Origin of the sequence: Collimonas sp. OK307 (assembly GCF_900113705.1) — a bacterium.
GTDB lineage: Bacteria > Pseudomonadota > Gammaproteobacteria > Burkholderiales > Burkholderiaceae_D > Collimonas.
The window spans coordinates 254,712-268,020 of record NZ_FOQI01000002.1; the positions used below are offsets into that span (position 1 = coordinate 254,712).

The window sequence follows — 13,309 nt, forward strand, 5'->3', positions numbered from 1 at the left end:
TGATTGCTCGCGGTCATTTCGGTGGAGTACGTGAAGCAGCCGGACGAGGCCGTCGACGCGCGAACAACGAAAACAGTATAAATACCACGATCAACGCTGCCGCCGCCAGCCCCCACGGCAATAAAGACAGCATGGGCGAAGCCGGTCCCCCTTGACGCTGGGTTTTGACCATTTCAGGGGTGATGCCTGGCGCGTCTGCTTGGCCGTATTGCTTCAGGATGTAGTTGGTCAGTGTTGCAATCTGGATATCGTTCAGATGATCTGCGAAGCCGGGCATGAAGGCTTCGTCATCCTTACCGCGGCGCTGTACGCCGTTGAGGATCACCATCAGCAGATTGCCTGGCTCGCGCGCGCCCACCACGCTATTGCTGAACAACGACGGGTAATAACCGCCGACCACCCCGCTGCCGCTAGCCGAGTGGCAGCTGGCGCAGTTCCCGCTGAATAACTCTGCACCGCCGGAAGCATTACTGCTGACCGATACTGCGGCTACGCCGCGCAAATCGGCGTCGTCATCTGCTGCCTGGCCCCAGGCATAACGCGGCTTCTTGTCGGCGGCATCGCTGATGGCCGGCACACTGCGCATGTACGTAACAATCGCCTTCAGGTCGGCGTCGCTCATATATTGAAGGCTATGTTCGATCGCTTCAGCCATGCCGCCGGCAGCGGACGCCTTGCCCGGCACCAGGCCTGTTTTCAGGTACTGGATCACTTCTTCGTCTTTCCAGCCGCCGATGCCGCTGACCGGATCGGGCGTGATGTTGAACGCCGTCCAGCCGCCCAGTTGGGCACCGCCGAAAGAACGCTTGAGGTCCACGCCCATAGTCAGGTTACGCGGAGTATGGCATTCCTGGCAGTGGGCCGGCCCTTCCACCAGGTAAGCACCGCGATTCCATTCGGGGCTTTTGGCGGCATCGTCCTTCCATTCGCCCGGCTTGAAATTGAACAGGTTCCAGCCGGCCAGGATCCAGCGCTGGTTGAGCGGGAAAGGTAAATTGTTTTCCAGGTTTTTTTGCTGTATCGGCGGCAGGCTGAACAGATAAGCCTTGATCGCCAGCACGTCGTCGCGCGACAGTTTGGTATAGGAAGCGTAGGGCATTGCAGGATACAGGTGCTTGCCTTTGTCATCGACGCCGTTGTGTAGCGCACGGATGAAATCTTCATCGCTCCAGTTGCCGATGCCGGTCTCTTTGTCGGGCGTAATGTTGGAGCCGTAGATGGTGCCGAACGGCGTCGCCAGCGGATAACCGCCGGCGAACGGCTTGGCCTGATCGACCGTGTGGCAAGCGATGCAGTCGGCAGCTTTGGTCAGGTACTCGCCACGCGTGATCTGGTCGGCGTTGGGAGGGGCGGCGAGCGTGGCCGAGGGGGCAGCCGGAGCGGCATCCGCAGCAGCGGCGCCGTGCGCCATGCCGGCTACCAGAGCCATGCCCGCAATCCAGCGGGCGAGACGGCAAGCGAATTGAGAGCGGGCCGTCATAGCACTGTCCTCAAGGTATCCGCGATGCGTAAAGACAGCGCCGCAATCGTCAAGGTGCAATTCACCGTGCCAGCCACCGGCATCACCGAACCGCTGGCGATAAAAAGGTTTTCGTGATCATGTGAACGGCAATGGGCATCGACCACCGAGTCACGCGGATCACCGCCCATGATGGTGGCGCCCATGATGTGGTTGTTGGGAGCGAAATCGTCATCGAACTTGATTTCCGTGCCGCCGAACATGGCAGCGATGCTGGCATAGGCCTGGTGCGTCAACACTGCGCTTTTCTTGACGTAATCGTTGATCGAATAGGTAATTTCCGGCTGCGGAATGCCGAGCGCATCGCGTTTTTCCGTGCTGGGCCGTATGCGGTTTTCCGGATCCGGCAAGATATCGTGGAAGCTGTTGATATTTACGGTACGCGCGGCGCGGCGGCGGATTTCCTGATTCAGTTTGATACCGACCAGACCGTCTTTCAGGGCCGTCTGGGCAGCATGGTTGGTTTGCGCCATATTATTCAAATGCAGCTTCTTGGCCGCATATTCGGCGCGGAAAGCACCGTCGCGCATATCGACGATGGAAGTCATTTCTATCGGACCGCGCCCCGGCCACAGGTCTTCATTGGCGAGGAAGGTAACGCCGGTGCCGGGATGATCCATCAGGTTGCGGCCAACCTGGTCTGAACTGTTGCCTACACCGTTGCCATGCTTGTCGTCGGTGGACATCAGCATCAGTTTAGGAATCTCGATACCGTTCGCGGCCAGCACGAAATACTTGCCGGTGACTCTATGGGTGACGCCCTCCGGATCTTTGTAATGCACGGCACTGATGCGTTCCTTGGCGTCGACTTCTATCCGGTAAACCACGGCGTCGGCCAGAACCTTGGCTCCGGCCTTTTCAGCTTTCTCGACGTGGATGATGCCGCTATACATGGCAGCGATCGGACAGATCGGCATGCAATTGTTGTTACCGCAGCAGTTGGGACGCTGATCGTAGGCGCGGCTGTTGCGCGCCACCGGCTCCGACACGACTTTGTGGCCGTTGCCGTTGACCACGGCGCTGAAGCGCTGGTCGTTCCAGGATAGCGGCAGGTGATCCATCGGATAAGGTTGCTTGCGCGGCGAGCCGAGATCGGTGCCGTCGTTGGGGCCGGATACGCCCAGTTCGACTTCAGCCCGATAGTAATATGGCTCCAGTTCATCGTAGCTGATGGGCCAGTCGCGGCCGACGCCGTATAGCGTTTTCATCTTGAAATCGTTCGGCAGGAAGCGCCAGGCGGCAGCGGCCCAGTGCCAGGTGGTGCCACCCACCGCTCTGATGTATTGCGAATTGTATTTATGCGTACCCTTGAGAATCAGGTAGTTATTTTCCGGCGTGTACTCGGGATGCGGTGCGTATTTGGTGGACGGGTAGGGCACCATGAAATCGTCTTTGCTCGGCGTATTTCGATAATTTTCGACGATGCGCCAGCGTTCCAGCCGCGGCCCCGCTTCCAGTACCAGTACCGAAGCGCCGGACAAGGCCAGTTGATGCGCCACCAAGGCGCCGGCAACGCCGGAACCGACAATCACGACATCCGCAGATAAGTTGTCAGCCATACTCAAACCCTCGCTTTCAAGACTGCCGGTTGGGTAATCCAGTAGCCGGGGGCGGCACGGCAATAGGTCGGCACCACGACGGCATCGCGCACCTGGTCGAACATCAATGCCTGCTCGAAGGCGATCACCTTGGGGCCGCCGCTACCGCTAGTTATGCCACCGTCACCGACCACGCCCAGGTACCAGGCGCTGATAATCCGGTGCAAGACCAGCGATAGCGCACTATCGTTGCCGACTGCGGCAGCCAGGTTATCGACATCCTTGATTTGATGTTCAAGGCTGTACTGCCACAACGCTGCGGCCTGTTTCTCAAACTCGATCGCTTGCGCGCTCAATGCGCTATACATTCTTGCGCCGATGCGCGGGTTGAGTTTCGGCGCGCCGGTCAGCAATGCCGACAAGGCCATGAAATCAGTATGTTGCTGGTTGCTTGCGCTGGGAGGGGAACTGGTAGAACTGGAGGCGGTGGAGGCAGGAGCGACGGTCTGGGCTGAAGCCTGCCGCAGCCAGTACGGGATGCTCATCGTCGCGAAACTGACGCCTCCCAACAGCAAGAGGCCGCGCCTGCCAGCGGAAAATGCGCTGCTGCCGGTGGCTGCTGTGATGGGCTGGTCGCTTGATCGCTCGTCTGCAACTGATGGACGTTGCTTCATATGGCTAGTCCTTTCTACCTTGGAGGGTTGCTTGATTATACAAGAACTCATTTCATCTATATCCGTGAGATGCGTTCTTGCCAGAAGAGGCGCTGGCAAGGAGTGCAACGCGGCCAGCGCCTCTTCTGGCAAGAACCCTTCGGGAACGGGCTATTTGGGCGTATTGCTGCGTTGCGCCGCTTGCCAAGGGAACCACCCTTGGCTGCGCGACGCGCCTTGCACTACCTCCCAAATAGCCGCGTTCGCACTCACGGATATAGATGAAATGAGTTCTAGGTAAGCAAATCGATGTTGCGCCTTTTGCCTATCCTATGAAAACGCGGCACAGCGGCTACACTGGTAACATTTGCCTTAGGCGTGCACTTTTTTAAGAATTCCGACTCATGAAACCCATCGCTCCCGGCACCGTTATTTTTCACCGCTTTCGCGGCTACGGCGTAATCACTTCGGTTAACCTGTTAACCGGCTGGATAGCTGCGCGTTTCGGCAGTGAGAAGCGGACGCTGGATTTGAATCTGTCTTCCGACGAAGTGCAGCACGCAGATGGCGAACCCATCATGTTCCGTCACGCACCGCCAGACCGTATGCCGCATGCGCGCCTGATGGCGCTGGTGCGCGAATTGCATCGCGCCGGCTATCAACGGCTGTATCTGTACAGCTGGCCCAAACCGTCCGGCCTGCACTGGCGCTGGCATCTGTTTTGCGGACGCCGCAGCTGGATGGAACGCCCCCGGCGCGAAGGCTGGTACGGCTCTGGCGCCGATTACAATTTCAACCCGATCCTGGGCTGGGGCGACCAGCCCGGCGCTTCGATACCGGAACTGGCAAGCGCACTGGCGCAATTCGATCCGCACGGCCTGGCGCAGGCATTGGGAAACGATGAGGACCATAGCAACTGGTTTGCCAAGGTGTGCGATGCCTTGCTGCCGGATTATGCCTTCAGCCTGGGCTGGAGCGAAGGCGTCATGCCGCATCACTTGCCGGTGATCCCGGTGCGCAAGAACGTGCCTGAATATAGCGGCCCGCCGTTGCCGTGGCCACCGGGCTGGAAGACCATGTGGCATGACACAACGCTGGCCGCGCCGGCAGCCCGGCTGAACAAGTTGATTCTGCCTAGCGGCGCCGACGACGACTGATCTTTTTTTACCCACGCGATGATGTGCAATGCGCGTCCGCGTGGGCATTCATGCCCACCCTACAACAACGCGTCCGGATTCAGGACATTCTTCGGTGTGCCGTTGGCGAACTCCACAACGTTCTGGAATGCGGCGCGGAAGTACAGCTCGTAGCTGTCTTTTTCGACATAGCCCAGATGCGGAGTAGCCAGCACGTTCTCCATCCGCAACAGCGGAGAGTCCGGCGCCAATGGCTCGGTTTCGTACACATCCAGCGCGGCATACCCGGGTCGGCCTTGTTGCAGGGCCGGCAGCAATGCACCATCGGCTACCAGTTCGGCACGGCTAGTGTTGACGAAAATGGCGGTGGGTTTCATCAAAGCCAAATCGGCCGCCTCGACGATACCGCGAGTTGCGTCATTCAAGCGCAGATGCAGCGTCAACACATCAGCTTCGGCAAAGAACTGTTGTTTCGACTCTGCGGCCAGATAACCATCCTTTAACGCCGTAGCGCGGCTCGCCTCCCGGCCCCAGACCAGCACGCGCATGCCGAACGCCTTACCGTACGCTGCAATCATGCGGCCGATTTTTCCATAACCCCAGATCGCCAGCGTCCGTCCCTTGAGCACGGTACCCAGCACATTGTTTTGCGGCGTCGCCGAGACCGATTGCCATTGTCCCTGCTGCAGATTACTGACATAACGCGGAATGCGGCGGCTGGCCGCCATGATCAGGGCCCAGGTCAGTTCGGCGGGCGCGGTCGGATCGCCGACACCTTCGACGATGGCGATACCGCAATCGGTGGCCGCCTCGACGTCGATATGGCCGCTGACTTTCCCGGTCTGGGATATCAATTTCAGCTTAGGCAATTTTTGCAGCAGCGTTTTGGAAAAACTGCTGCGCTCGCGGATCAATACCAGCGCATCGAAACCGGCCAGGCGAATTGCCAGTTGGCCAACGCCGCGCGCGGAATTGTTGAACACTTTGACTTCGTGGCCATCCAACATCTTGAAACAGTCGAGATGGCGGACACAGTCTTGATAATCATCCAGTATGGCAATTTTCATAGGAGTTTTTTGGCATTAAAATTGCATAAAAAGAAAGAAAAACGGCCGCCACGTAATAAAGCAACAGCTTCCGGAAAACGGGAAATACCTTACTACAATAGTTGGTCATTTTCACTACAAATGAGGTGTACAATCGGCCCACTTTTTCCGGGATAGCGGCTACTTCCCTGATAAAACGGGCAACATCGCTCAATAGGTGTGCGGCCTGCTGCACTGAAAAAATTGCAGTTAGACCCGCAGTAAAACCAACGCGATGTTTGTTCGCCGACAAATGATACCGCTAACTAATCAGATCGCCCGCAACAAGCGCACCAGAATTCAGCCAGCCGACATGGCAAATCAGTCGACGTTAGTTGACTACCGGCAGCTGGCAAAAAAGATTTCTTTATTGGTATTGGAGGTAGTTTTTCATGAATCAACCACGCATGGGTGGCATCGCCACAATCAATGCTCCGGCATATGTCAAACAGCAAAAGCTGATCAACTGGGTAGCCGAAGTTGCGGCCCTGACCAAGCCTGATCAAATCTATTGGTGCGATGGTTCGCAGGCTGAATACGATCGCCTGTGCAGCGAAATGGTCGCCGCCGGCACCATGAAGAAGCTGAACCAGGAAAAACGTCCTGACAGCTATCTGGCATGCTCCGATCCGTCGGACGTGGCACGGGTCGAAGACCGCACCTTCATTTGCTCGGCCAACAAGGAAGACGCCGGCCCGACCAACAACTGGACCGACCCGGCCGAAATGCGCAATACGCTGCATGGTTTGTTCGACGGCTGCATGCAAGGCCGCACCATGTATGTCGTGCCGTTTTCGATGGGCCCGCTGGGTTCCCCGATTGCGCACATCGGCGTTGAACTGTCCGACTCTCCTTACGTCGCGGTCAACATGCGCATCATGACGCGCATGGGCAAAGCGGTGTACGACGTGCTCGGCAGCGACGGCGAGTTCGTACCTTGCGTGCACAGTGTCGGCGCGCCATTGGCAGCCGGCCAGAAGGACGTCGCCTGGCCGTGCAACCCGACCAAGTACATCGTCCACTATCCGGAAACCCGCGAAATCTGGTCTTACGGTTCCGGCTACGGCGGTAATGCATTGCTCGGCAAGAAATGTTTCGCCTTGCGCATCGCCTCGACCATGGGCCGCGATCAAGGCTGGCTGGCTGAACACATGTTGATCCTGGGCGTCGAATCGCCGGCCGGCAAAAAGCACTATGTGGCAGCGGCTTTCCCTTCGGCTTGCGGCAAAACCAATTTCGCCATGCTGATTCCGCCAGTCGGTTTTGAAGGCTGGAAAGTCACCACCATCGGTGACGACATCGCCTGGATCAAACCGGGTGCCGATGGCCGCCTGTATGCGATCAATCCGGAAGCCGGCTATTTCGGCGTTGCGCCTGGCACCAATGACAAGACCAACCACAACTGCATGGCGTCAATGCGTGAAAACACGATCTTCACCAACGTCGCCCTGACCGATGACGGCGATGTCTGGTGGGAAGGCATGACCAGCACCGCGCCAGAGCACCTGATCGACTGGCAGGGCAAGGACTGGACGCCTGCCATCGCCAAGGAAACCGGCGCCAAGGCAGCGCATCCGAATGCACGCTTTACCGTGGCGGCGACCCAGAATCCGGTGATCGATGCGGCTTGGGACGATCCGGCCGGCGTGCCGATTTCGTCCTTTATTTTCGGCGGCCGCCGCTCTACCACCGTGCCGCTGGTAACTGAAGCCCGTAACTGGGTTGAAGGCGTGTACATGGCTGCCACCATGGGTTCGGAAACTACCGCTGCGGCTGCCGGTCAGCAAGGTATCGTACGCCGCGATCCGTTCGCGATGCTGCCGTTCATCGGCTACAACATGAGCGACTATTTCCAGCACTGGCTGACGCTGGGTGAAAAGCTGGCTGCCCAAGGCAAACAAAATGCCGTCGAGTTGCCAAAGATTTTCTGCGTCAACTGGTTCCGCACCGGCGCCGACGGCAAATTCGTCTGGCCTGGCTTCGGCGACAACATGCGCGTACTGAAATGGATGCTGGACCGTCTTGAGGGCGAAAAGGCCGGCGGCGTTGAGCACTTGTTCGGCGTGACACCGCGCTATGCAGATCTGAGCTGGGAAGGTTTGAATTTCAGCGAAGAACAATTCGATCTCATCACTGCTATCGATAAAGCTGCCTGGAAAGCGGAAACCGCGTTGCATACAGAACTGTTTGACAAGCTGAAATATCACTTGCCGAAAGAATTGGCTGATGTGAAGCTGGCGCTGGAAAAACAGCTGGCCGACTGAAGCTGTGGATAAAGTTGGTAACTGTCTCAGTTACCAGCTTTACCGCGTAACAAACAAAAACGCCCGCAGCGTAAGCTAGCGGGCGTTTTTTATATCGCTCGACAGTCAAAAAAACCCCTGCCGACGGTTAGCCAGCAGGGTCAATCTTTCCATCGCGGGAAAGAGGAGACGTCAGAAATTCAATAGTGAAGATGGTGAAACCGGCTTATTACAGGCCGTTCAGACCCATCCAGGCTGAAACGCGCGTTGCCACGGCACGCAGCCATTGCATCACTGCAAAAGTAGGGAAGCCGTCTTCGTCGTGATAGATGTATTGGTGCATAACAACTCCTTGTAGTTAATCGCGACCGGCAAGCAGTCGCAGTTCAGCTGCCAGGCTTGGCTGGCTGAGTGCATGGTCGTTAGCCATGCGGCGTACTAATTGCTGCCCGTTGAACTTGCTGCGGGCAATCCGCTGGTCCAGCGATTTACGCGGCTTGATCAACATCAATGCAGCGCGCAAAACCCCCATCCAAAGCGGTTTGAAATACACCATCAAGGTCGCCAACGCTCCCAGGCCTAGCAATGGCCGCAACGCGGCTGCAGCAGCAGCGAGCAGCGCCGACGCGTCGAACAAAGCTATTTCAGCAGGCAGGGCAAAAGCGAATAAAGACATACGACTACTTTTCAATGATGGTTATGTTGATGTTGCATTGCAGTATATTCATTACTTAGTGAGCTATCCAATTCTGATTATGGATATCAGTTATGTACTAAACGAATAACGTTCGGTATCTGTCGAAAAATCCACCGTGCACACCAATTAGGCAATGCCTGTAAGATAAAGCCTGGCAAGGAGAAGTTGCCTTATTTTGGTTTCGTTTAGTTTCGCTTGGGCAACCATTTTAATTTTCAGACATAATCTCAGCTGATAGCCGCTTTATGTTGTTGTGCAATATTTTCACAAGACTTGAATTCTGTCATTGCGCTTTCATATAACAGATATAGAATCTGTGAATATTGCATTCAGGCCAAATTTTCCGGCCCCGTTTTCAGTAAAAATCCAGCCCAGAATAATTAACAATAGATCCGACCATGAGTTTTTTAACGCTTGATTTAAATCTGCTGCGTGTCTTCGATGCCGTCATGACCGAGCAAAACCTGACGCGCGCCGCCAGCCGCCTGGCGATGACCCAGCCGGCAGTATCGAACGCCTTGAAACGATTACGCGATACGCTCAACGATGAGCTGCTGATTCGCACCGCCCACGGCGTCAAGCCGACCCAGCACGCCGAAGAATTGTGGCCGGTGGTAAGGCGCGCACTGACGGATCTGGAAACCGCGATCACGCCGGAAACTTTCGATGTCTCGCGCGCCCACACCACCTTCCAGATGGCGATGGCGGACGCTACCGCAGCGCTATGGCTGCCGGGGCTGGTACGCACGATCGAACGCGAAGCACCGCAACTGAATCTGCGCATGGTGCCGCTGACCACCCGCGATCCGCGCCAAATGCTGCTGCGTGGCGATGTCGACCTGGCGGTAGGCTTTTTCCCTGGCGTTGCAGCACAGCTGGCCGGCGGCCAGACTACCAGCGCCTCGCCGATCCATCATGAACGGCTCTACACCGGCGAATATGTGTGCGTGATGCACAAGAAGCATCCGCTGGCCAACCAAGTGCTGACCTTGGATAACTACTGCGCATCGCATCATTTGCTGGTGAGTTTTTCCGGCCGGGCGCATGGTTTGATCGATGAAACCCTGGCGGCGATGGGGCGCGAGCGGCGCATCCTGCTGACCGTCAATCAATTCTTCACGGCCGGCCGCGTGGTTGCCAGTTCAGATCTGCTGACGGTCTTGCCGCGTCACCTGATTGGCGCGACCGGCATGACCGAAGAACTGGTGGCGCGCGAACTGCCGTTCCCGACACCAGCGGTCCATGTCGATATGCTGTGGCACGAGCGCGATTCCCGCAATCCGGCGCACAAGTGGCTGCGCGCGCATTTGAGTGAAACCGCCCACGAGAAATTCAGCCTGATCGATCCTGAGGATGAAGATTAAAATTAAGAAGCTGTAACGGCAGCCGCGGTCTCTCGCTGAAACTGCGACAGTTGCCTGTATTGCTGCTCCAGTTGCTTGGGAATAGCCGCATAGATCGGCCACAAGCGGCGATACAGCGCCACATTCTCGGGAATCGGCAGATGCCGGTGCGTAGCACCGACCATGCCGCCGATTGCATCCAGTGAATCGATTTTCCCCAGGGCGTACAAACCTAGCACGGTAGCGCCGAGACAGGACGATTCGACGCTTTCCGGCACCACCACTTCGCGCTCGAAAATATCCGCCATCATTTGCCGCCACAAGGCTGAACGCGCAAAACCGCCGGTCGCCATCATGTGGGTAGTCGGTCCGATCAGGTCTTCGACGGCTGGCAAAATACTGTACAGGCTGAAAATCACACCTTCCAGCGCGGCCCGGATCATATGCGGTTTGCCGTGATGCATCGCCAGGCCGAAATAGGATCCACGCGCATCGGCATTCCATAGCGGCGCGCGCTCACCTGCAAGATAGGGATGGAACAGCAATCCTTCGGCGCCGGCAGTCACTGACTCGGCGATCTTGGTCAACGCTTCATACGGATCTAGTCCTGCTTCCCTGGCGGCGGCGGACTCGGCGGTGGCCAGCTCATCGCGCACCCAGCGGAAAATGCTGCCGCCATTGTTGGTAGGGCCGCCGACTACCCAGTGTTTGGCAGTCAGCGCATAACAAAAAGTACGGCCGGCGGGATCGGTCATCGGCTTGTCGATCACCGTCCGCATCGCCCCCGAGGTACCGACGGTGACGGCAACCTGGCCCGGGCCGATGGCGTTGACGCCAAGATTGGAGAGCACGCCATCGTTGGCGCCGACCACGAACGGCGTCGACTCTGACAAGCCCAGTTGCTGCGCCATGGCCGGCGCCAGGCCGCTCAGGTAATGCGTTGTCGGCACCAGCCGCGATAGCTGCTGCGGGCCGATGCCGAGCATCTCCAGCGCGCCCTGATCCCAATCCAGCTGCTGCAAATTGAACATGCCGGTCGCGGAAGCAATCGAGTGATCGACCAGCCATTCGCCAAACAGGCGAAACAGCACATATTCCTTCACACCGACAAACCTTGCGGTGCGTCCGAACAGCTGCGGCTGGTCGTGCCGCAGCCACATGATTTTGCAGAGCGGCGACATCGGATGAATCGGTGTGCCTGTGCGCAAATAGATTGCATGGCCATCCAGCTCGTCGCGAATCCGGTTAGACCATTCGCCCGCGCGGTTGTCGGCCCAGGTAATACTGTTGCTCAGTAACGCGCCGTCCTTATCCACCGCAATCACGCTATGCATGGCGGCGCTGAAGGACACCAGGACGATCTGGCCGGCGGCGACTTTGCTGCTGCCGACCGCATTCTGGATCGCGCTGATTACTGCCGCGTAGATCTGCCGCGGATCTTGCTCAGCCATGCCCGGCGTGGTGCACAACAAGGGATATTCCACCGCATGCTGCGCTACAACCTGTCCCTGGGTGGTGAACAGCACCGCCTTGGTGCTGGTGGTGCCGATATCTACGCCAAGCATGTATTCTGGCTGGTGATGCATGAACTACCTCGTGATGGAATATGGTGATGTAATGAAAATGCGCTGGACAGGCCGCTATCCCGGATTTGACCGGTCATTTGACGAATCCCTGGTTTCATCGCCTCATTGTAGTGCTTGTCGGAGGCTGCGCAGTGGTTGTAGTAACACTTCACGTGGTAGCGCTACCATATGGATTATCAGTAAATCAGGATGCAATAGCGTGGCGCGGCAGCATCATTCCTCCAAGGAGACTATATCAATGTGCCATGCCTTGCGTGTAACATTGGCTGCGCTAGCCAAATGAACAAGATTCCGCTGCCGCGTACAAATATCTGCAGCTTGACCGGATAATGCGTACAGGAAATAGCAGCCAGCCAAATACAAAGTACAACGAGACTACAAGAATGCCATTGCAACCATGAGCGGCCCGGAACTCAAACAACAACGCCATAGCCGCGCCAGCGGCAGGGTAACTATCGTCGACGTCGCCCGGCTCGCCCGCGTCAGTCCGATGACGGTATCGCGCGCACTGAAAACGCCAGCGCTGGTGCAGCTGGAAGCACGGGAACGGATTGCTGCGGCGATCAAACAACTCGGCTATGTGCCGAATCAAGCCGCCAGCACGCTGGCCTCAGCCAAATCGCAGGTGATCGGCGTGATTGTGCCGTCGCTCAGCAACTCGGTTTTCGTGGAAACCCTGACCGGGATCCGCGACAGCCTGAATCAGCACGGTTACAAATTCCTGATCGGTGAAAGCAGTTATTCGTCGGAAAAGGAAAGCCAGCTGATCAGCACTTACCTGGCGCATGCGCCGGATGGCTTTTTGCTCAGCGGCATAGAACAGCAGGATGTGTTACGCGACCAGCTGGCCGCACACAATGTGCCGGCGGTACGCATGTTCGACCTGAATCCCGATTGCAGCGATGTCACAGTCGGTTTTTCACATGAAGATGCGGGCTACAGCATCGCCCGCCATTTGATCGAGCGCGGCTACCGCCAACCTGGCTTCCTCGGCGCCCAGCTTGATCCGCGCATGATGAAACGCCGGCACGGCTTTCGCAAGGCGCTTGCCGAAGCCGGCATAGCGGCCGACGTTGAAGTATTGACGCCGGCACCGTCCACGGTGGAACTCGGCACCAGGATGCTAGGCCAGATCTTGCAGCATACCCCTTCCTGCGATGCGGTATTTTGTTGCAACGACGATCTGGCGCTTGGCGTCTTGTTCGAGTGTCAGCGGCGCGGCCTGTCGGTTCCCGGCCAGATGGCGATTGCCGGTTTTAACGATTTGCCGTGGTCGGCCTACGCCAATCCCGGCATCACCACGATTGTCACGCCGCGTTACGACATCGGCTTTACCGCCGCCCAGTTGCTGATCAAGATACTCAGGCGCGAGGTGGTGGAAACAACCAGTGTCGATCTCGGTTTCCGGTTGGCGATACGGAGCAGTACCTGAATTGACGCTACGGCATTGGCATGCAGATAATAGGTCTCCTTGACAGGTCGGGCTTCTCAGCCCAACCTGTCAAATTA

Annotated in this window: 10 protein-coding genes; 4 read left to right on the forward strand and 6 right to left on the reverse strand. The window is 57.4% G+C overall.

Annotation, left to right across the window (positions count from 1 at the left end; translation table 11 throughout):
• Positions 1–13: 13 nt before the first annotated feature.
• Genes BM205_RS04860 through BM205_RS04870 form a run of 3 tightly spaced genes read right to left on the reverse strand, consistent with a single transcriptional unit; the run spans position 14 to position 3,731 of the window.
• Positions 14–1,480, reverse strand: coding sequence for a c-type cytochrome (locus tag BM205_RS04860; RefSeq protein ID WP_217646019.1), 1,467 nt, complete (start codon positions 1,478–1,480; stop codon positions 14–16).
• Positions 1,477–3,078 (reverse strand): GMC family oxidoreductase, encoded by a 1,602-nt coding sequence (locus tag BM205_RS04865; RefSeq protein ID WP_092413118.1) that lies wholly within the window; start codon positions 3,076–3,078, stop codon positions 1,477–1,479. Before BM205_RS04865 ends, BM205_RS04860 begins: the two co-directional genes overlap by 4 nt.
• 2 nt (positions 3,079–3,080) lie before the next feature.
• Positions 3,081–3,731 (reverse strand): sorbitol dehydrogenase family protein, encoded by a 651-nt coding sequence (locus BM205_RS04870; RefSeq protein WP_175511162.1) that lies wholly within the window; start codon positions 3,729–3,731, stop codon positions 3,081–3,083.
• Positions 3,732–4,114: 383 nt separating this feature from the next.
• On the opposite strand from BM205_RS04870, the gene BM205_RS04875 reads away from it, so the two are divergent.
• Complete coding sequence (locus BM205_RS04875) at positions 4,115–4,867, forward strand: L-asparaginase (RefSeq protein WP_254783746.1); 753 nt, start codon at positions 4,115–4,117, stop codon at positions 4,865–4,867.
• A gap of 59 nt (positions 4,868–4,926) precedes the next feature.
• Here BM205_RS04875 and BM205_RS04880 read toward each other — a convergent pair whose 3' ends face one another.
• The gene (locus BM205_RS04880) at positions 4,927–5,913 is read right to left on the reverse strand and encodes a D-2-hydroxyacid dehydrogenase family protein (protein WP_092413122.1); all 987 of its coding nucleotides are present in this window, start codon (positions 5,911–5,913) and stop codon (positions 4,927–4,929) included.
• 410 nt (positions 5,914–6,323) lie between these two features.
• Here BM205_RS04880 and BM205_RS04885 point away from each other — a divergent pair, with 410 nt between their 5' ends.
• Positions 6,324–8,195, forward strand: a complete 1,872-nt coding sequence (locus BM205_RS04885; protein ID WP_092413123.1) for a phosphoenolpyruvate carboxykinase (GTP) — start codon at positions 6,324–6,326, stop codon at positions 8,193–8,195.
• Between the two features lie 337 nt (positions 8,196–8,532).
• On the opposite strand, the gene BM205_RS04890 is transcribed toward BM205_RS04885, so the two are convergent.
• Positions 8,533–8,850, reverse strand: a complete 318-nt coding sequence (locus BM205_RS04890) for a hypothetical protein (RefSeq protein ID WP_092413124.1) — start codon at positions 8,848–8,850, stop codon at positions 8,533–8,535.
• A gap of 419 nt (positions 8,851–9,269) precedes the next feature.
• On the opposite strand from BM205_RS04890, the gene BM205_RS04895 reads away from it, so the two are divergent.
• Complete coding sequence (locus BM205_RS04895) at positions 9,270–10,235, forward strand: LysR family transcriptional regulator (RefSeq protein WP_092413126.1); 966 nt, start codon at positions 9,270–9,272, stop codon at positions 10,233–10,235.
• Positions 10,236–10,237: 2 nt separating this feature from the next.
• Here the strand turns inward: BM205_RS04895 and gntK are convergent, their stop codons facing one another.
• Positions 10,238–11,800 carry a gluconokinase gene (gntK, locus tag BM205_RS04900; protein ID WP_092413127.1) on the reverse strand — a complete coding sequence of 521 codons (1,563 nt, stop codon included), beginning with the start codon at positions 11,798–11,800 and terminating at the stop codon, positions 10,238–10,240.
• A gap of 397 nt (positions 11,801–12,197) precedes the next feature.
• Between gntK and BM205_RS04905 the strand changes: the two genes are divergently transcribed.
• Positions 12,198–13,232: an HTH-type transcriptional regulator GntR gene (locus BM205_RS04905; protein ID WP_092413128.1), complete on the forward strand. Its 1,035-nt coding sequence runs from the start codon at positions 12,198–12,200 to the stop codon at positions 13,230–13,232.
• Positions 13,233–13,309 lie beyond the last annotated feature (77 nt).